General features: G+C 66.5%; 16 protein-coding genes. 5 read left to right on the top strand and 11 right to left on the bottom strand.

Annotated features, from left to right (window positions below; all coding sequences use genetic code 11):
* Nucleotides 1–9: 9 nt before the first annotated feature.
* The 5 genes from SriyCCGPB3_RS16830 to SriyCCGPB3_RS16810 all read right to left on the bottom strand — a co-directional run bounded on the left by SriyCCGPB3_RS16830 (nucleotide 10) and on the right by SriyCCGPB3_RS16810 (nucleotide 3,533).
* Nucleotides 10–279 (bottom strand): hypothetical protein, encoded by a 270-nt coding sequence (locus SriyCCGPB3_RS16830; RefSeq protein WP_110713349.1) that lies wholly within the window; start codon nucleotides 277–279, stop codon nucleotides 10–12.
* A gap of 318 nt (nucleotides 280–597) precedes the next feature.
* Entirely contained in the window at nucleotides 598–1,614 is a 1,017-nt protein-coding gene (locus tag SriyCCGPB3_RS16825; RefSeq protein WP_350259520.1) for a TraB/GumN family protein, read from the bottom strand.
* Nucleotides 1,608–2,621 carry a hypothetical protein gene (locus SriyCCGPB3_RS16820; RefSeq protein WP_049447473.1) on the bottom strand — a complete coding sequence of 338 codons (1,014 nt, stop codon included), beginning with the start codon at nucleotides 2,619–2,621 and terminating at the stop codon, nucleotides 1,608–1,610. The genes SriyCCGPB3_RS16825 and SriyCCGPB3_RS16820 overlap by 7 nt, the downstream gene beginning before the upstream one ends.
* Nucleotides 2,615–3,289, bottom strand: a complete 675-nt coding sequence (locus SriyCCGPB3_RS16815; RefSeq protein WP_141097651.1) for a hypothetical protein — start codon at nucleotides 3,287–3,289, stop codon at nucleotides 2,615–2,617. Before SriyCCGPB3_RS16815 ends, SriyCCGPB3_RS16820 begins: the two co-directional genes overlap by 7 nt.
* Nucleotides 3,290–3,347: 58 nt before the next feature.
* Nucleotides 3,348–3,533 carry a hypothetical protein gene (locus SriyCCGPB3_RS16810; RefSeq protein WP_141097650.1) on the bottom strand — a complete coding sequence of 62 codons (186 nt, stop codon included), beginning with the start codon at nucleotides 3,531–3,533 and terminating at the stop codon, nucleotides 3,348–3,350.
* A 345-nt stretch (nucleotides 3,534–3,878) separates the two neighbouring features.
* Between SriyCCGPB3_RS16810 and SriyCCGPB3_RS16805 the strand changes: the two genes are divergently transcribed.
* Nucleotides 3,879–5,513, top strand: coding sequence for an NAD+ synthase (locus SriyCCGPB3_RS16805; protein ID WP_350259519.1), 1,635 nt, complete (start codon nucleotides 3,879–3,881; stop codon nucleotides 5,511–5,513).
* 114 nt (nucleotides 5,514–5,627) lie between these two features.
* On the opposite strand, the gene SriyCCGPB3_RS16800 is transcribed toward SriyCCGPB3_RS16805, so the two are convergent.
* Together SriyCCGPB3_RS16800 and SriyCCGPB3_RS16795 are read right to left on the bottom strand one after the other, a co-directional pair.
* The gene (locus SriyCCGPB3_RS16800; protein ID WP_350259518.1) at nucleotides 5,628–6,830 is read right to left on the bottom strand and encodes a lipase family protein; all 1,203 of its coding nucleotides are present in this window, start codon (nucleotides 6,828–6,830) and stop codon (nucleotides 5,628–5,630) included.
* Nucleotides 6,831–7,039: 209 nt separating this feature from the next.
* Nucleotides 7,040–7,927: an outer membrane protein assembly factor BamD gene (locus tag SriyCCGPB3_RS16795; RefSeq protein WP_110713341.1), complete on the bottom strand. Its 888-nt coding sequence runs from the start codon at nucleotides 7,925–7,927 to the stop codon at nucleotides 7,040–7,042.
* Between the two features lie 113 nt (nucleotides 7,928–8,040).
* Here SriyCCGPB3_RS16795 and rluD point away from each other — a divergent pair, with 113 nt between their 5' ends.
* The 4 genes from rluD to SriyCCGPB3_RS16775 are packed head-to-tail and all read left to right on the top strand — an operon-like array spanning nucleotide 8,041 to nucleotide 10,739.
* Complete coding sequence (rluD, locus tag SriyCCGPB3_RS16790; RefSeq protein WP_110713339.1) at nucleotides 8,041–9,030, top strand: 23S rRNA pseudouridine(1911/1915/1917) synthase RluD; 990 nt, start codon at nucleotides 8,041–8,043, stop codon at nucleotides 9,028–9,030.
* Complete coding sequence (gene pgeF / locus SriyCCGPB3_RS16785) at nucleotides 9,030–9,800, top strand: peptidoglycan editing factor PgeF (RefSeq protein ID WP_164081330.1); 771 nt, start codon at nucleotides 9,030–9,032, stop codon at nucleotides 9,798–9,800. Before rluD ends, pgeF begins: the two co-directional genes overlap by 1 nt.
* 20 nt (nucleotides 9,801–9,820) lie before the next feature.
* Entirely contained in the window at nucleotides 9,821–10,327 is a 507-nt protein-coding gene (locus SriyCCGPB3_RS16780; protein WP_110713336.1) for a DUF4166 domain-containing protein, read from the top strand.
* The gene (locus SriyCCGPB3_RS16775) at nucleotides 10,302–10,739 is read left to right on the top strand and encodes a thiol-disulfide oxidoreductase DCC family protein (RefSeq protein ID WP_350259517.1); all 438 of its coding nucleotides are present in this window, start codon (nucleotides 10,302–10,304) and stop codon (nucleotides 10,737–10,739) included. Before SriyCCGPB3_RS16780 ends, SriyCCGPB3_RS16775 begins: the two co-directional genes overlap by 26 nt.
* 126 nt (nucleotides 10,740–10,865) lie before the next feature.
* On the opposite strand, the gene otsA is transcribed toward SriyCCGPB3_RS16775, so the two are convergent.
* The 4 genes from otsA to SriyCCGPB3_RS16755 form a co-directional block, all read right to left on the bottom strand.
* Entirely contained in the window at nucleotides 10,866–12,230 is a 1,365-nt protein-coding gene (gene otsA, locus SriyCCGPB3_RS16770; RefSeq protein WP_324187307.1) for an alpha,alpha-trehalose-phosphate synthase (UDP-forming), read from the bottom strand.
* A complete protein-coding gene (locus tag SriyCCGPB3_RS16765; protein WP_350259516.1) occupies nucleotides 12,227–14,008 on the bottom strand; it encodes a glycoside hydrolase family 15 protein in 1,782 nt (593 codons plus the stop codon). The genes otsA and SriyCCGPB3_RS16765 overlap by 4 nt, the downstream gene beginning before the upstream one ends.
* A gap of 37 nt (nucleotides 14,009–14,045) precedes the next feature.
* Nucleotides 14,046–14,804, bottom strand: a complete 759-nt coding sequence (gene otsB / locus SriyCCGPB3_RS16760; RefSeq protein WP_110713331.1) for a trehalose-phosphatase — start codon at nucleotides 14,802–14,804, stop codon at nucleotides 14,046–14,048.
* Between the two features lie 147 nt (nucleotides 14,805–14,951).
* On the bottom strand, nucleotides 14,952–17,387 hold the full coding sequence (locus SriyCCGPB3_RS16755; RefSeq protein WP_110713329.1) for a TonB-dependent receptor plug domain-containing protein: 2,436 nt from the start codon (nucleotides 17,385–17,387) through the stop codon (nucleotides 14,952–14,954).
* Nucleotides 17,388–17,436: the final 49 nt, after the last annotated feature.

The following is a 17,436-nucleotide window of genomic DNA, read 5'->3' as shown; positions in this document are numbered from 1 at the left end:
TGGCGATAGCTAGTTCATGCACTTGCGCTGCTCCATCGTCCTGATGATGGCCTCGGCACTGCCGGGGTTTGATGCAAGCGCCTGCCGCAGTTCTGCGCACGCCATCCTCCGCCCCATGCGTGCATACCTTCCCATCCATGAGTTGTCTTCGACGCTCACCTGCAATGTGGGCTCGCGCGCCGGAAAGGCGGCCTGGGCCGGTCTTGTCAGGGAGGGGCGCTTGAACGAGATATCATCTGGACGAATGGCAAGGTCGAGCGGTGCGGGGGCAACAGCCATCGCAGGTCCAGGTGCTTCATCGACCACGTCCAGCGTGGGCCTGCGGGGCGCCGCAGATGCAACTGGCAGCGCCGGGCCAGCAGTCCTGCCGGGCCCTCCCAATGCCCGGGGCATGGCAGCGGGAACGGGCGCCCGCGCGAGAGGGCGCTCGATGAACACGAGCGATACCCTCGTTTCATCATCCCCGGCGTTTACAGGTGACTTGCCGGCGAGCTGGCACAGCAGGATCAGCAAGGCCAGTTGTGCTGCCGATGCCAGGAAAAGCGCCGATAGTCGATCCACTCGAGGCGACATCGGTCGGTCACTGCGGGAGGGCGTTCAAGGTGACTCGACCTCGTATCCGCGCTGGCGCAGCGCATCGATGTATCCGTCGTTGCCGGACAGGTCGGCGATGGGAAGCACCGCGAGCGTCGTCGTGTTGGTCTGCAGTGCCTTGTCTGCGGCCGCAAGCCATTTCTCCCTTACGACCGTGCGGATGTCGGGCATGCCAAAAGCACGGGCTGCGGGCGCGTTGCTGAGCGAGTCCGTGCATAGTTCATCCCGTTTCGAGGTCAGGGATACGTCGATCCGGGCGGTCTCGCCCGTAGACCATGCATTTGCGTTGGTTACCAGGCGATCCATGCCGGATTCGACAAGATCCATGGTTGCCACCAGGCAGGCGCTGTCGTCGATCGACGTTGACCTGACTGCCTTGAGCATCTGCGCGGCGTTCTGGCGCGAGAGCTTGAGCGTATATCGAGGTGTGTGCAGTCCGATGCCGCGCGCCTTCACTTCGGCGACGATGACGGGAGCGACCACCCCCTTGCTGCTCAGGCCACGCTGGGCCATCACCGCCGACATCAGCTCGTCCGCCGCAGCAAGCGGGCGCTTGCCTTCGAGGTTGCTGCGGCCAGCGAGGTACGTGTCGCGCAGATTCTGCCAGCGCGCGTATACATCCGGTGCCAGGATGTCTTTGAGTTGCGCATTGCCAGGATTGTTCTGTGCCTTCATGTAGCTGTAGCCAAGCGACAGCTTGCCGAGCCAGCCGGTGTCGACGTCTACGGTGAAGGATGGCTCCCACAGCACGGCCTGAGCCTCGGCAATCACCTCTCGCACCGCTGCCGAATCCCATGTGATCGAGGATGGCACCGGCTTGAGCGTGCCCAGGATCCAGAGTGTGTGCTCGCCACGCGAGACTCTCCAGAGTCCGGGACCCGGTGCAACCCCGGACACCACGACGGTATCAAGGGTGCGCAATGGGGACTCGGTGGCATCTGCTGCGGCGGCACAGTTGATGCCCGCCGCGAAAAGCGCCAATGCAATGAGGAGCACAAGACGTGATTTCTGTTTCAGCATGTGGGTGCCGTTGCGTCTCTTCTCAGGTCAATTACTGCGGTAGGGGCGAGCATGTCGGGGTCGCGGGCCAGCAGCCCGGCCACGCGCGCCACATCGGACCTCGGCACCTCAAGATGAGGGCCGTTCTGGGCGATGTGTTGCCGTACGTTCTGCCAGTAGATCAGCTGGTGCTGCATGTGGTGTTCATAGAAGGCGAAGAGCCCGCGCATGACGCGGTAGTCGTCTGCAAGCAGCCTGCGTTCGGACTGGCCCTGTGCTGCAGGTGCCGGCTCAGCGCACGGCGGTGCGAAAACGCTCCTGAAGCCCAGGCCCGACGCGACGGGGGTGGAGATCATCGGGACGATCAGCGCATCGGTTCTGCGGGACAATGCGGCGGTGCCGAGCATGATGCTCATCGAGCGCTTGCAGAAGCTGATGGGGTACGTGGCGTTCTCGTCCTTGAAAACGTCCGGCAGGATGAAGACGGCTGCGCCTGCCCTCAGTTCACGGATGGCTGTTGCCAGGCCTTTGCGGGTGTCATGGACGAAACCAACACCGTTGTCCTCGTTCCAGAACCAGCCGTTGAGCCTGTCGAAGATTTCGTTGCCTGGATGGGTTTCCGGGTTTCCATAGAACAGGAAGGTTTTCCGCTCGTGCCGTAAACGCTCCGCCAGCATGATGATCGACAGAATGTAGTGGGCATGGTGCGGCACTGCGATCAGAAGCCCGCGTGGCGTACGTGCCAGTTCATCGAATGCGCTGTAGTCCGTTCGGTCGGCGCGACTGAGCAGGGACAGGAACTCGGTCCGGTTCCCACGCCGCAGAACGTTGGCAACGAACAGCTTCTGCAGGTACCAGTAGTAGTATTCGCCAAATCTCGTGTTTCCCGATTCGGCGCAGGCAACACGCAGGTAGTGCTCGTCGTCGTCGGTCAGAGGGGTCTTGATGATCGACTCGATCCAGGCAATCCGCCGATCAAGGCGGCGCAAGGGACGGGCAAGTTGAGTCAACAATTGCGGAATCAGCATGCAAGCCTTCCCTGTCGATCAACGACATCGCCTTCAAGCGTATCGATCGCTTCCATCAAGGCGTCGAGTTCGGCATCGATACTGTCGGGTTGGTACTGTGCCAGCAGTGCGGATCGGAACATCCTGATCTTTCTGCGCGCGTTGTATGTCCTGATCGCCGGCCTGCGCAGTGACTGTTGTTCGCGCAGCAACCATTGATCCCCCAGGCTGCTGCACTGGTGAAGATGGTCGATGATCCCGTGCAGGATCGCGCTGCTGTCGGCCGAATGGGCCTCGATCGTGGAATAGCCCTGTATGCCCCAGAACGACAGTGCATAGCCGTAGCGCTGATTGAGGATCATTTCGAGCGGCGAGACGTAGATGTCCTCGCGCGAGGTCCGAATCAGCAGGGTTGCTTCGTGTGCTGAGACAAGCTGGTCCGAGAAAATGACGAGTGCTGGTCGCTGGCCGGACTGCGCCAGCCGAACCATGCCGCTTGCGCTCAACCCAGGGCTGTTCTCGTTACACACAACGCGTAGGCGCCCTGCATCTGCGAGCTGTCTGCTTCTGGTCAAGACTGCACGCGTGGATGGCAGGACCAGCGCAAGCGCGTTGGTGCCAGCGTGGTCACTGCCTGCATAGGCATGGAGGCTCCGCTCGAACTCCTCCGGTGCGTTGAATCCATCCATGGAATGTGCTCTCGATAATGAAGAGGGCGAAGGCAACCGCCTTCGCCCTCGATCTGCGTCAGTTGATGCCCGGGTCGATTTCCGGCACGCAGTCATTGCCGTTGCTGCCGCAACAGTCCGAGCAGAACAGTGCTACCGCACCATTCCTCACCACTTCAAATGCGGTGCCAATCGACGTTGCGTCTTCGGCCCTCTGCAGCATCCCAGCTTCAAAGCCTGCGACATCCAATGCCATAGAACTCATCCTGATTCTCCATTCCAATTGGATACAGCGATCAATAGCCGGACCGAATTGGCCGGCCAATCTGGACACAACGTCCAAATTCCTTTTTGAACCAGCTTGCGCGGTGATCTGAGCCGTCGAAGGTGATCACCCTGAATTTTTCGTGAATGGGAGAGTGCTACTGATGAAGGCGAAAATCAATAGCCCCAGGACGGACATTCGAGGAGGCGATGGCAGTGCCTGGCCGGCAGGGAAACGTGGTCCAGGTCTGCGCGACGCGGGGCGGACCGATCGCATGCATCGGGCCTGACCGGTCCGTGTCCAAAGGCCTAGAATGGTGCAATTGCAACCACAGGCTGGATTCCCATGGCTTCGATCCGCATCGCGATGGCGCAGTTCGATTTCCCGGTCGGCGATGTCGCCGGCAACACCGAGCGCATCATCGAGATGATCGGCCAGGCGCGCGACGAGTATGGCGCCGAGCTGGTGATGTTCCCCGAGCTGGCGGTGAGCGGTTATCCGCCGGAGGACCTGCTGCTGCGTCCCGGCTTCCTGTACGAATGCGAGCAGGCGATGGGCCGTATCGCTGCTGCCTGCCGTGGCATCACCGCCGTGGTCGGCTGGCCGCAGGCGGCTGGCGCGGTGGTCTACAACGCCGCCAGCGTGCTGCGTGACGGCCTGGTCGAACAGACCTACCGCAAGCGCGAGCTGCCCAACTACGCGGTGTTCGATGAGCGCCGCTACTTCGATGTCGATCCGGATGGCGGCAGCTGCGTGTTCGAGGTCAACGGCATTCCGGTGGGCCTGCTGATCTGCGAGGACCTGTGGTTCGCCGAACCGCTGGCCGACACCATGCGCGCCGGTGCGCAGCTGGTGGTGGTGCCCAATGCTTCGCCGTACGAGCGTGGCAAGCACGCCCAGCGCGATGCCGTGCTGGCGGCGCGCACCCGCGAAAGCGGCGCGGCGATTGCCTACCTCAACGTGGTCGGTGGCCAGGACGCGCTGGTGTTCGACGGCGCCTCGGTAGTGGCCGATGGTGACGGCACGGTGCACCCGGCCGCCGCCGCCTTCGTCGACCAGTGGCTGGTGGTGGAGTACGAGGGTGAAACCCGCCGCTTCATGCCGCACGTGTGGATGGACGACGGCGACGAGAGCATGGACGCGCTGGCCTGGCGCGCGGTGACCCGTGGCATCCAGGACTACTGCCGCAAGAACGGCTTCAAGAAGGTGTGGCTGGGTCTGTCCGGCGGCATCGACTCGGCGATCGTGCTGGCCATGGCAGTGGATGCGATGGGCGCCGAGAACGTCACCGCGGTGCGCCTGCCCTCGCGCTACACCGCAGGCCTTTCCAACGACCTGGCCGCCGAGCAGTGCCAGGCACTGGGCGTGAAGCTGGAGGCAGTCTCGATCGAACCGGCGTTCAAGGGCCTGATGGAATCGCTGGCGCCGATGTTCGAGGGCACGACCCCGGACGTGACCGAAGAGAACCTGCAGTCGCGCAGCCGTGGCGTGATCCTGATGGCGCTGGCCAACAAGTTCGGTGGCCTGCTGCTGACCACCGGCAACAAGAGCGAGTACGCGGTCGGCTACGCCACCATCTACGGCGACATGTGCGGTGGCTACGCGCCACTGAAGGACCTGTACAAGACGGAAGTGTTCGGTCTTTCCAAGTGGCGCAACACCGTGGGCGGCGCGCCGGTGATCCCGCCGGCCGTGATCAGCCGCCCGCCGTCGGCCGAGCTGCGCGAGAACCAGCTGGACCAGGATTCGCTGCCGGCCTACGACGTGCTGGACGGCATCCTGTACCGCTACATTGACCAGGAGCAGTCGCGCACGGAGATCGTGGCCGCCGGCTACGATGCGGCCGTGGTCGACCGCGTGCTGCGCCTGGTGCGCATCAGCGAGTGGAAGCGGCACCAGGCCGCGCCGGGGCCGAAGGTCTCGCGCCGCGCCTTCGGCCGCGAACGTCGTTACCCGATCAGCAACGGCTACAAGGGCTGAAGCAGCGGTTGGCGGGTAGTGCCGGCCGCTGGCCGGCAACCCGTTGGCCCCTCTCCGGTGGGTGCGGACCTTGGTCCGCACAATGGTCGAAGACCATCCACGCTTGGCGTGGATCTACCGGACTTCCTCAAGCAGCTGTTCGAGGCTGGCGGTTTCCGCAGCATCGTCGAAGTGGCCGTCCCCCAGCCGTGCCCGCACGAACGCCAGACCCTCCGCAGCAGCCGCGTCCAGCGTGCCGCGATGGTCGACCGGGTAGCGCCGGAACGCGACCGGCTCGCCACGCAGGGCCAGGCCTGCGGCATACAGCAGGGTGGTCAGGTAGGGCACGTCGCGGTCCTCACTGCCATGGCCCAGCATCAGCGGCTGGCTGAAACCGCGGCGCGGTACGCCGAGATAGTCGTACAGCACTGCCCAGATGCCTGGCACGCTGGTCAGCGGTGCAGTGAACATGCTGCCGGTATCCGCGCCGTCCAGCGTGGCGGCCAGTTCGCCCAGGCACTGCTCGCGTGCCACTGCCACGCGGGCGCGGCCGGTGTCGCTGAGGACGCGGTCGATCTGCGGCGCGACCTGCAGCAGGCCATCAAGCAGGTACGCGTGATAGGCGTTGAGCGCGCCAGGATTGGCGGTGCGGTTGTCGGGCTTCATCACCAGCGCGGTCAGCTCGACTGCGGTAGGCGTGCCGGTTGTGAAGCTGCCGCGGTAGTGCAGGGAAGGACCACCATAGGTGGGCGCCAGATGCCCGGCCGTGAGCGCAGCGGCACCACCCTGCGAATGACCAACCGAGACCCAGCGCGGCGACAGCGCTGATGCGCCCAGATACTGGCGGCTGGCCTTGACCAGATCGATGGCGTTGCGGGCCGCCGTGCGGACGTGCAGGTAGGCGTGGTTGCCGGGGCTGCCGAGCCCCTGGTAGTCGGCAGCGACGACGGCATAGCCCTGGGCCAGGAACTGGTCGAGGAAACGCCCGTCGCGTTCGGGCTGGTAGGGGCCCGAGACCGAGGGCGCGCAGCGATCGGCGATGCCCTGGGTGCCATGTGCCCACGACACCACCGGCCAGCCCCCGATGGGCGCCGCGCCCGCGGGGAGATACAGCAGGCCGGTGCCTTCGGCCAGCTGGCCGCGGTGGTCGGGGGTGCGGTAGTGCAGCTTGTACGCTTGCGTGGCCTTGGAGGGCACCCATGACGCGCGATAGGGCGCGGCGGACAGCAGATCACCCGGCGCGGCCGGCGCGGCGCTCAGGGGACTGGACGTCAGGGCCAGCAGGGCCGTGGCGATGACGCTCGAGAGGGGCCGGAAACGACGGGGCAGTGGGGACATGGGCGCTCCTTCACGGCCGGGATGGCCGTTGCGCCGCAGTGTGGAGGGGCTCGTCCGAGCCGATTGGGACCAGCGTCGCAACCCTTGGGGATTCGTAGGATTCCTAGGTGGGCCCCGGGACGCCGCCGCGCGCTGAGCGTCCTGCAGGAAGCAGTCGAGCATGGCTCGACTCTGCAGAAAGAAGAAAGGCCCCTTTCGGGGCCTTTTTCTTATTTCTTTTCCAGTCGCGCGTTGCGCTGGCCGGTGCTGGCGGACTTCTCGCCGGCGAACGGGTTCAGCTTGCGGATCATCCACGGGTACTTCGGCCACTTGCCTTCCAGCCACGGGTGGTCCGGCTGGTTCAGCTGCAGGACGCGGCGGGCGTCGTCGGCCAGGGTCTTGTTGCCCAGGTGGGTGTAGGAATCGGCCAGCACAGCCACGGCGTCGTACTGGAATGCGCTCTGCGGGTAGGTTTCCAGCAGGTAGTTGGCGCGGCCGGCGGCCGAGACCCAGGCGCCGCGGCGCATGTAGTACAGGGCGTTGTCCAGCTCGTGCTGGGCGAACACGTCACGCAGCTCCAGCATGCGCTGGCGCGCATCGGCGGCGTAGCGGCTGTTCGGGTAGCGGTCGACCACGATGTTGAAGTCCGAATACGCCTGGTGCGGCGTGGACAGGTCGCGGCGGCTGGCATCCAGCGACCATACGCGGCGCAGGAAAACCGTACTGCGGTTGGAGTTGGCCAGGCCGCGCAGGTAGTACAGGTACGCGATGTTGCGATGGGTCGGGTAGGTACGGATGAAGCGGTCGATGCTGGACACCGCGTCATCGTGCTTGCCGGCCTTGTACTGCGCGTAGGCGGTTTCGATCATCGCCTGTTCGGTGTACGGACCGTACGGATACTGGGCCACCAGACGGCGGAAGCTGGTTTCAGCGCCGCTCCAGTTGCCACCCTGCATCAGCTTGTGGCTCTTCTCGTACAACTGTTCGACCGGCGTCCCTTCATCGGGGCGATCACCCTTCTTGGCACCACGGTGGCAGCCGGTGGCGGCGATGACCAGCACCAGCAGCAGGGCGGTGAGGCGGACGGGCGCGGAGAGCATGGCGGAGCGTCGGATCATGAGGTCGAGGCGGGACGCGGCTGGAATACGAAGGGTCGATGATAGCCTAGTGTCCTGTCCAGCGACTGAAACCGGCCGCCGGGACCCCAAAATTTCAAAGAATGCCCCCTGCCATGTCTGAACAACCCTCTGAATCGGCCCGCCAGGCCATCGTCCCCGACACCGCTGCCGGCCGTCGTTTCGACGCCGTGGTGGCCGAATTGTTCCCCGAATACTCGCGTTCGCGCCTGACCGAGTGGATCAAGGCCGGTGAGGTGCTGCTGGACGGCGCCCAGGCGCGCCCGCGCGATCCGCTGCGCGGCGGCGAGCTCGTGACCCTCAATGTGGTGCTCGAGACCCAGACCGACGCCCAGCCGGAGGACATCCCGCTGGACGTGCTGTTCGAGGACGAGCACCTGCTGGTGATCAACAAGCCGGTGGGCCTGGTGGTGCACCCGGGCGCGGGCAACCACAGCGGCACCCTGGTGAATGCCCTGCTGTTCCGCGACCCCTCGGTGGCGGTGCTGCCGCGCGCCGGCATCGTGCACCGCCTGGACAAGGACACCAGCGGCGTGATGGTGGTGGCCAAGACCCTGGAAGCGCAGACCGCGCTGGTCGAGCAGCTGGCCGCGCGCGACGTGCACCGCCAGTACCTGGCCATCGTGATGGGTGCGCTGGTGGCCGGCGGTACCGCCGATGCCCCGATCGACCGCCACCCGCGCGACCGCCTGAAGATGGCCGTGCGCGAGGACGGCAAGGAAGCGATCACCCATTACCGCCTGCGCGAGCGCTTCCGTGCGCACACCGCGCTGGAGTGCCGCCTGGAAACCGGCCGTACCCACCAGATCCGCGTGCACATGGCGCACGTTCGCCATCCGATCATCGGTGACCCGCTGTACGGCGGTGCGCTGAAGCTGCCCAAGGGCGCCAGCGACGAGCTGGTGGCCGCGCTGCGCGGCTTCAAGCGCCAGGCCCTGCACGCCGAGACCCTGGAGTTCACGCATCCGATTACCGGTGAGCCGGTGCGCAACACCGCGCCGGTGCCGGACGACATGCTGCACCTGATGAAGGTGCTGCGCGAGGACAGCGAAGCCTTCGCCGCGCGCGAGCGGGACCGCTGGTGATGGCCGCCGCGCTGCCATTGCTGCAGGCGGACTGGCCGGCGCCTCCGGGCGTCCATGCGCTGACCACGCGTCGGCACGGTGCGGGCATCTCGCCGGCGCCGTTCGCGCAGTTCAACCTGGGCAACCGGCACGCGGCCGATGGTGATACCCCGGCCAACGTGGAGCACAACCGCCAGCTGCTGCAGCAGGGGCTGGCACTGCCCTCGGCACCGCACTGGCTGCGCCAGGTGCACAGCAGCACCGTGCTGCGCTTCACCGCGCCGCCGGTGGCAGGCGCCAGCGAACCGGTGGCTGACGCTGCGGTGACCTCGGTGCCGGGCGTGGTGCTGGCGATCCTGACCGCCGACTGCCTGCCCGTGGTGTTTGCCGCGGCCGATGGCAGTGAAGTGGGCGCGGCCCATGCCGGTTGGCGTGGGCTGGCCGACGGCATGCTGGAGGCCACGGTGGCCGCCATGCAGACCCCGCCCGCGCAGCTGCGCGCGTGGCTGGGCCCGGCGGCCGGGCCGGCCGACTACGAGATCGGCGAGGAGGTCTTCCACGCTTTCGTCGGCCATGATCCGGCGGCCGAGGTGGCGTTCGCGGCGACGCGCCCGGGGCACTGGAAGGTGGACCTGTTCGCCCTGGCACGCCAGCGCCTGCAGGCGGCGGGCATGGACCCGGCGCAGGTGTATGGCGGCACGGTGTCGACCATGGCCGATCCGGACCTGTATTCGCACCGGCGCGACCGTCGCACCGGGCGCATGGCGACCCTGGCCTGGATCGCGCCCTGACCACGCCGCTGTTCGCGCGCGTGCTGGGGCCGGCCTTCGCCACCCTGGCCGCGCCGGTGCAGGTGCTGCATGCCGCGCCGTTGCCTTGCCGCTACGTGGGGCAGGCGCGCATCGTGAGAGGGCGGCACTGGCTGGTGCCGCTGCTGGCCGCGTTGGCGCGGTTGCCGAAGGACGGTGACGCGCTGCCCACCGAAGTGGCGTTCAGCGCGCACGGGCAGGGCGAACGCTGGGCGCGACGATTCGGTCGCTGGCCGATGGTGTCGCGGCTGTGGGTACACGAGGGATACCTGCGCGAGCAGCTGGGGGCGGTGCGCTTCGAGTTCGACCTGCAGGCCCGCGACGGTGGCATCGACTGGTCGGTGCGGCGGGTCTGGGCGTTCGGGCTGCTGCCGCTGCCCAAGCGCTGGTTCGGCGGCGTGCGATGTCGCGAAGCGTGGCACGGCCAGCGCTACACTTTCCTGGTCGATGTGACCTTGCCCTGGGCCGGAGCCCTGATCCGCTATGAAGGCTGGCTCGAACCGCAGTGATTCCGCCGCCGAGGCCGGCAGCGCGGTGATCGTGTTCGATGGCGTGTGCGCGCTGTGCAACCGCTGGGTGCGCTTCCTGCTGCGTTTCGACCGCAAGGGCTGCTACCGCTTTGCGGCGATGCAGGGTGCGCAGGGCAGCGCGCTGTTGCGCGCGCACGGGCTGGACCCGCAGGACCCGATGTCGTTCCTGTTGCTGGACGCGCAAGGGGCCTGGACCGATACCGATGCGATCCTGCGGGTGCTGGCGGGGCTGGGCGGCGCCTGGCGTCTGAGTGGTGCATTGCGCGTGCTGCCGCGCAGCTGGCGTGATGCCGCGTACCGCGCGCTGGCCCGCAACCGCTACCGCTGGTTCGGGCGGCATGACGCCTGTTACCTGCCCGCACCGGAGCAGGCCGCGCGGTTCCTGGATTGACCGCCGGCCTTCTGTAGAGTCGAGCCATGCTCGACTGGGGTTTTTTTTCCCTGCCGATAGCAGTCGAGCATGGCTCGACTCTACAAGAGCCAGTCGAGCAGGCTCGACGCTACAGGCGCGGCCTCGTCAACCCTCCAGCGCGTCCAGGTAGCTGCGTCGCCAGTGGTTGATGTCGTAGGTGCGCAGGTGCTCCATCATCGCGTGCCAGCGTTCCTTGCGCCTGCGCAGTGACATCGTTGCCGCGGTGGCGATGGCGTCGGCCACGCCGTCCAGATCATGCGGGTTCACCAGCAGCGCCTGCTTCAGCTCGTCGGCGGCGCCGGCCAGCAGCGACAGCACGAGCACGCCGGGGTCTTCCGGGTCCTGCGAGGCCACGTACTCCTTGGCCACCAGGTTCATGCCATCGCGCAGCGGCGTGACCAGGCCCACTGCCGCCGCACGGTAGAAGCCGGTCAGCGTGGCATGGGTGAAGTTCTGGTTGACGTAGCGCAGCGGTGTCCAGTCGGGAGCGGCGTGGCCGCCATTGATGTGCCCGGCGATCTGTTCCAGCTGGCTGCGCAGCTGCCGGTACTCGGTGACATCGCCGCGCGAGACCGGGGCGATCTGCAGGTAGGTCAGCGAGCCGTGCTGGTCCGGATGCCGCTCCAGGTAGCGCTCGAAGCCGAGGAAGCGCTCGGGTAGGCCCTTGGAATAGTCCAGACGATCCACGCCGATGGCCAACTGGCGGTCGCGCAGGCTGGCGCGCAGGTTCTTTACGGCGGCCTTGGTGGCAGCGGTGCCGGCCTGGCGTGCGATCAGCTCGGTGTCGATGCCGATCGGGAACGCCGCCGCACGGAAGCGGCGCCCGCCCGGTGCTTCCAGCTCGCCGTTGTCGAGTACGCGGCCTCCGCCGAACAGGCGCAGGTAGGTCTGGAAGCGATCGGCGTCGCGCTGGGTCTGGAAGCCGACCAGGTCGTAGGCATACAGCGCGGAGAACAACCGCAGATGGTCCGGCATCGCCTGCAGCAGGTCGGCCGAGGGCATCGGGATATGCAGGAAGAAGCCAATGCGGCAGCCGATGCCACGCTCGCGCAGCAGCGCACCGAGCGGGATCAGGTGGTAGTCGTGGATCCAGACGATGTCGTCCTCGCGCAGCAGTGGCGCGAGCTTGTCGGCGAACAGCGCATTGACCTTGTGATAGGTCTCGCGGGTGCCGCGATCGTAATCGACCAGGTCCAGGCGGAAGTGCAGCAACGGCCAGAGCGTGCGGTTGGCGAAACCGTTGTAGTAGCCATCGACCTCGCGCTTGCTCAGGTCCAGGGTGACGAATTCGATATCGCCATCCTTCTGCGTGTGCAGCGTGCCGCTACCCTCGCGCACGCTCTTGCCGCTCCAGCCGAACCACATGCCGCCGCGTTCCTTCAACGCGGCCAGCAGGCCCACCGCCAGGCCGCCTGCACGGTTCTCGCCCGGTACGGCCACACGGTTTGAAACCACCACCAGACGACTCACGATGCCTCCTGCCAGGACCGCGACAGGCGCATCGCGGCGGTGATCAGGCCGACATGCGAATAGGTCTGCGGGAAATTGCCCCAGGCCTCGCCGCTGTCGAAGGCCAGATCCTCCGACAGCAGGCCCAGGTGGTTGCGCTGTTTCAGCAGCAGCTCAAACATCCCGCGCGCTTCGTCCATGCGCCCGATCGCTGCCAGCGCATCGATGTACCAGAAGGTGCAGATGGTGAAGCTGGTTTCCGGCTCACCGAAGTCATCCGGTGCGACATAGCGGTACAGCGAATTGCCATGCTTGAGGTCGCGGCCGATGGCGTCGACGGTGGCCACGAAGCGGGCATCCAGCGCATCGATGAAGCCGATGTCGGCCAGCAGCAGCAACGAGGCGTCCAGCCGATGACCACCGAAGGTGTCGGTGAAGTGGCCCAGCGCCTCGCTCCAGGACTCGGCCATGATGCGCGCATGGATGGTGTCGGCACGCTCGCGCCAGTAGTGGGCACGATCATCGCGCTTCAGGCGTACGGCGATCTTGCACAGGCGGTCGCAGGCGGCCCAGCACATCGCGCTGGTGTAGGTGTGCACTTCGGTGCGGCCGCGGAACTCCCACAGGCCGGCATCAGGCACGTCGTGCAGGGCGAACGCCTGTTCACCCAAGGGTTCCAGGCGGGCGAAGGTGTGCGCATCGCCCGGGTCCTGCAGGCGGCGGTCAAAGAACAACTGGGTGGACGCCAGCACCACGCTGCCGTAGACATCGTGCTGGCGCTGCACCCAGGCCAGGTTGCCGCGCCGCACCGGGCCCATGCCGCGGTAGCCGGACAGGCTCGGTACTTCGTCTTCGTCCAGCTTGGCCTCGAAGCCGATGCCGTACAACGGCTGCAGCGTGCCGTCGGTGGTGGCCAGGTTGAAGATGTAGCCGAGGAACTGTTCCATTGTGCGCGTGGCGCCGAGGCGGTTCAGCGCACGCACCACGAACGCCGCATCGCGCAGCCAGCAATAGCGGTAGTCCCAGTTGCGCACGCTGCCGGGGGCTTCCGGTATGGAGGTGGTCATCGCCGCGATGATCGCGCCGCTGTCCTCGTACTGGCACAGTTTCAACGTGATCGCACTGCGGATCACCGCGTCCTGCCATTCCAGCGGAATGGACAGGTAGCGCACCCATTCGCGCCAGTAGTCGCGGGTGCGCTGGAAGGCTTCCTGCACGTAGCCACTGATCGAGCGGTTGAGCGATTCATCCACGCCCAGGATCAGGTGGATGGGATGGTTGAGCACGAACGGCAGGCCATCGCGGATGAAGCGCACCGGCACATCGGTGGTCAGCCGCAGCACGTGCTCGGGCAGGATCCAGCGCACATGGTTGCTGCCCCAGGTGGACTCGGGCACGCGCGCGCCCCAGTCCGCCAGCGGACGTGCACGCACGGTGATGCGGGGGCTGCCGGCCAGCGGGCGCACCTGGCGGATCAGGCTGACCGGGCGGTAGAAGCGGTCGTTCTGGCGCCAGCGCGGCGCGAAATCGAGGATTTCCAGTTCACCACCGTGCGCGTCGCGCAGCACGGTGCGCAGGATCGCGGTGTTGGTCAGGTATTCCTGCTCGCTGCTCGCGAAGTCCTCAAGCTCGATGGCGAAGTCGCCACCGGTCTGCTGGTTGGGGCCGAGCAGGGCACAGAAGGTGGGGTCGCCGTCGAAGGTGGGCAGGCAGCTCCAGACAACGCGGGCACGTTTGTCGACCAGGGCGCCGAAGCTGCCGTTGCCGACCACGCCCAGATCAAGATCGGGTTGGGTCATCACGCGGTACATCTCGGTTGCGGCCGTGGGGGCCGGGTCAATAGGCATTCTCACGCAGCCAGGCGTGCACGCTGCGTATGTCGGGCAACGCGAATACCGCTTTGCTGGGTTCCCGTTCGCCCACCAGCACGCTCCAGCCATGCTGGCTGTTGGCGGCGTCGAAGCCGAACTCATCGGTGAGGTCGTCGCCGAGGAACACCGGCAGGCGGCCGCGGAACGGCAGGTACTGCATCATCCGCCGCACGGCGCGGCCCTTGTCGGTGCCAACCGGCACGAATTCGACCACATGGTCGCCGGGCTGCAGGCGGTAGCTGGCACGGCCGCGCACATGGCGGTCGGCGAAGGCGCGGACATCACTCGCCGCGTGCGGCGCGCCTCGCCAATGCAGGGCCAGACCGACGCCCTTGTCTTCCACCAGCACGCCGGGATGGCCGTGGGCGAAGCGCATCGCCTGCTGGTGCAGCGCGTGCAGCCACTCGGCGGTGTCGTCGTCGTGTTCGTCGCGCAGTACACGACCATCCTGGCCACGCAGTTCATGGCCGTGCAGGCCGGCGGCAGGCAATTGCAGGGGAGCGAACAGTTGATCCAGCTGTTCAAGCGGGCGACCACTGACCAGTGCCACGGCACCTTCCAGGCGGTCGCTGATGCGGCCGATGGCTTCACGCACATCCGGCAGCAGCTGCACGGCATCCGGGCGTGCAGCGAATTCGATCAGAGTGCCGTCGACATCGAGGAACAACGCACAGGCGTCATCCAGCAATGGCGGTGGCGGACGCAGGGGGAGCGGTTCAGCCATGACGCCCAGCTTGCCAGCGTGGGCGTGTACGTGGGGTCGAGGGCAGGCTACGAATCAGGGTAGTGCCGGCCGCTGGCCGGCAACCTCAGGGTGCATCCATGGACCGTGACGTTGCCGGCCAGCGGCCGGCACTACCGTACGGGTGAATCAGAACGTATAGCGGACACGGCCGTAGTAATACGCGCCGTTGCTGCCGATCGGCGACAGTACGTCGTACGGCAGGTTGCCGAAGTAGTGGATATCGCTGTTGGATCGATCCGGGTAGTTGTCGGTCAGGTTCTGCCCGCCGATGGCCACGCTCCACTGCGGCGTGATGCGGTACTCGACTTCCGCATCCAGCTGCCACTCGGCCTGGTAGGTCTGGCGCGGGATGTAGCCATCACCGAAGTTGAACACGCGTGTGGCGCTGCCATAGCGGTTCACGCGGGTGCTCAGCGACCAGTGGTCGTTGCTCCATGCGGCCGAGAAGCTGCCGCGCGTGCGCGGCGTGGCATCGGTGAGGGTGTTGGTCTCTTCGATGCCGAACAGCACGTAGTCCGGGTTCAGCGCGCGCAGCTGCGCCGGCGTGGCCAGCACGTTCTTCAGCGTGGTCTTGGTGTACGCATAGGTGCCGGTCAGCAGCAGCTGGCCATCGCCCAGCGACTGGCGCCAGTTGGTGACCAGCTCGGCGCCGCGGGTGCGGGTATCGGCGGCATTGACGAAGAAGCTGGCGCTCTGCAGGCCGCTGACGCCGTAGTTGGCCGCCACGTAGTCGGTCAGCGCATCGCCGGTGATGCTCTCCGACAGCGCGATGCGGTCGTCGATGTCGATCTGGAAGAAGTCCAGCGACAGGTCGAAGTGCTCACCGATGCGGCTGGTGAAGCCCAGCGAGGTATTGATCGACTTTTCCGGCTTCAGGTTCTGCGCACCCAGGCCACGTGCGATCGGATTGTTGACCGACAACAGGCGGCCCTGCACCAGCTGGCCGCCAGCGTTGTAGCCGGTTGAAGTGGATTCGTAGCCGATCTGTGCCAGCGACGGCGCACGGAAGTTGTTGGAGATGGCGCCGCGCAACGCGAACGCCGGGGTGAACTCATAGCGCAGGCCGAGCTTGCCGGTCAGTTCACCGCCGAAGTCGTCGTTGTGCTCGTAGCGCGCGGCCAGATCGGTGGAGAACTTCTCGCCGAACTGGCTGGACAGGCTGGCGTAGGCGCTGGCCACATCGCGCGACAGGCGCGCCGCATCCTGCGGGGTCAGGCCGCCACCGGCCTGCGAGCCGGTCGGGCGATCGGTGTAGGGGCCGGCGGCGTAGCTGGCCGGGTCGCCGGGACGGGTCTGGTAGCGCTCGTGGCGTGCTTCCACGCCCAGGCCCAGGGTGTGGCTGATGCTGTCGCTCTGGGTGAACACACGACTCAGGTCGAGGTTGCCCACGGTCTGTGCGTATTCGTAGTCGGCGGTCTTGAAGCGGGTCGGGCTGGTCGGGCCCAGCGACGCGTTGAGCGAATCACGCAGGCGGTAGGTGAAGTCGTTCTGGCCGTAATCCAGGCTGCCGTCGTAGCTCCACTCGCCCCACTGGCCGCGCACGCCGGCCACCGCCTGCACGTCGCGGTTCTCGCCTTCGGAGATCGGCCGGTAACCGTTCGGATACACCTGCTTCCAGTTGGCATCGCCATCGGGATAGCGGAAGTAGTTCGCGCCTTCGGTATCGCGCTGGTTGAAGGTGCCGAACGCGTAGAACGTCGACGTCTGGCCCACCGGAATCTCGGTATTCAGCCACAGGTTGATGTCCTTGCTCTTGCCATCGCCCAGCACGTAGTTGCGCTTGCCCTGCAGCGCCAGGTTGCCCGGGGTCTGGTCCCACGGCGGAATCTGGTCGAAGCCGGCGCGGTTGGTGCCGTTGCGGTGCTTGTATTCCAGGCCGACGCGCAGGAAGCCGCCGTCCTCGCCCAGCGAGGTGCCGACCTTGGCGCTGATGTTGCCGGTCTGGCCGTCGGTGAGGGTGCGGCCGATCGGCTTGAGGTCGGTGTGGTTGGCACCGTAGCTGGCCTCGATCTCGCCGCCGTCACCGCCGTTGTCGAGGATCACGTTGATCACGCCGGCCACGGCGTCCGATCCGTACAGCGCACCGGCGCCGTCGCGCAGCACTTCGATGCGCTTGATCGCGCTGACCGGGATCGAATTGAAGTCGACCGGCGTGGTGCCCTTGCCGATCTTGCTGTCGGTGTTGACCAGCGCGGTGTGGTGGCGACGCTTGCCATTGACCAGTACCAGCACCTGGTCCGGCGACAGGCCACGCAGCTGAGCGGCGCGCACGTGGTCGGCGCCGCCTGAGTTGGACTGGCGCGGGAAATTGAACGATGGCAGCAGCGCCTGCAGCGCACTGCCCAGTTCCCCGTTGACCACGCCGGCCTTGCGGATGTCCTCGGCGGTCAGCACATCCACTGGCGAGGTGGATTCGAGCACGGTGCGGTCAGCCGCACGGGTGCCGGTGACGATCACGGTGTCGAGGTTGGTGGCGTCCTGGGCCAGGGCCGGGACGGCGGCGGAGGAAAGCGCGAGGGCGATGGCGAGGCCGAGCGGCGACGCGGGCAGGCGGACGGACATGGGGGCTCCAGCAACTACGACGACGGGGAAGGGGGAGATGGTTTCACTT

Origin of the sequence: Stenotrophomonas riyadhensis, from assembly GCF_040256885.1 — a bacterium.
In the GTDB taxonomy this organism is placed as follows: domain Bacteria; phylum Pseudomonadota; class Gammaproteobacteria; order Xanthomonadales; family Xanthomonadaceae; genus Stenotrophomonas; species Stenotrophomonas riyadhensis.
The sequence above is the reverse complement of the archived record's forward strand: the minus strand, read 5'-3'. Positions and strand labels throughout refer to the sequence as shown.

Coding starts and splice junctions, on each gene's coding strand:
- SriyCCGPB3_RS16830 (WP_110713349.1), bottom strand. CDS start 279: ATGGCTGTTGCCCCCGCACCGCTCGACCTTGCCATTCGTCCAGATGAT.
- SriyCCGPB3_RS16825 (WP_350259520.1), bottom strand. CDS start 1,614: ATGCTGAAACAGAAATCACGTCTTGTGCTCCTCATTGCATTGGCGCTT.
- SriyCCGPB3_RS16820 (WP_049447473.1), bottom strand. CDS start 2,621: ATGCTGATTCCGCAATTGTTGACTCAACTTGCCCGTCCCTTGCGCCGC.
- SriyCCGPB3_RS16815 (WP_141097651.1), bottom strand. CDS start 3,289: ATGGATGGATTCAACGCACCGGAGGAGTTCGAGCGGAGCCTCCATGCC.
- SriyCCGPB3_RS16810 (WP_141097650.1), bottom strand. CDS start 3,533: ATGAGTTCTATGGCATTGGATGTCGCAGGCTTTGAAGCTGGGATGCTG.
- SriyCCGPB3_RS16805 (WP_350259519.1), top strand. CDS start 3,879: ATGGCTTCGATCCGCATCGCGATGGCGCAGTTCGATTTCCCGGTCGGC.
- SriyCCGPB3_RS16800 (WP_350259518.1), bottom strand. CDS start 6,830: ATGTCCCCACTGCCCCGTCGTTTCCGGCCCCTCTCGAGCGTCATCGCC.
- SriyCCGPB3_RS16795 (WP_110713341.1), bottom strand. CDS start 7,927: ATGATCCGACGCTCCGCCATGCTCTCCGCGCCCGTCCGCCTCACCGCC.
- rluD (WP_110713339.1), top strand. CDS start 8,041: ATGTCTGAACAACCCTCTGAATCGGCCCGCCAGGCCATCGTCCCCGAC.
- pgeF (WP_164081330.1), top strand. CDS start 9,030: ATGGCCGCCGCGCTGCCATTGCTGCAGGCGGACTGGCCGGCGCCTCCG.
- SriyCCGPB3_RS16775 (WP_350259517.1), top strand. CDS start 10,302: ATGAAGGCTGGCTCGAACCGCAGTGATTCCGCCGCCGAGGCCGGCAGC.
- SriyCCGPB3_RS16765 (WP_350259516.1), bottom strand. CDS start 14,008: ATGACCCAACCCGATCTTGATCTGGGCGTGGTCGGCAACGGCAGCTTC.
- otsB (WP_110713331.1), bottom strand. CDS start 14,804: ATGGCTGAACCGCTCCCCCTGCGTCCGCCACCGCCATTGCTGGATGAC.
- SriyCCGPB3_RS16755 (WP_110713329.1), bottom strand. CDS start 17,387: ATGTCCGTCCGCCTGCCCGCGTCGCCGCTCGGCCTCGCCATCGCCCTC.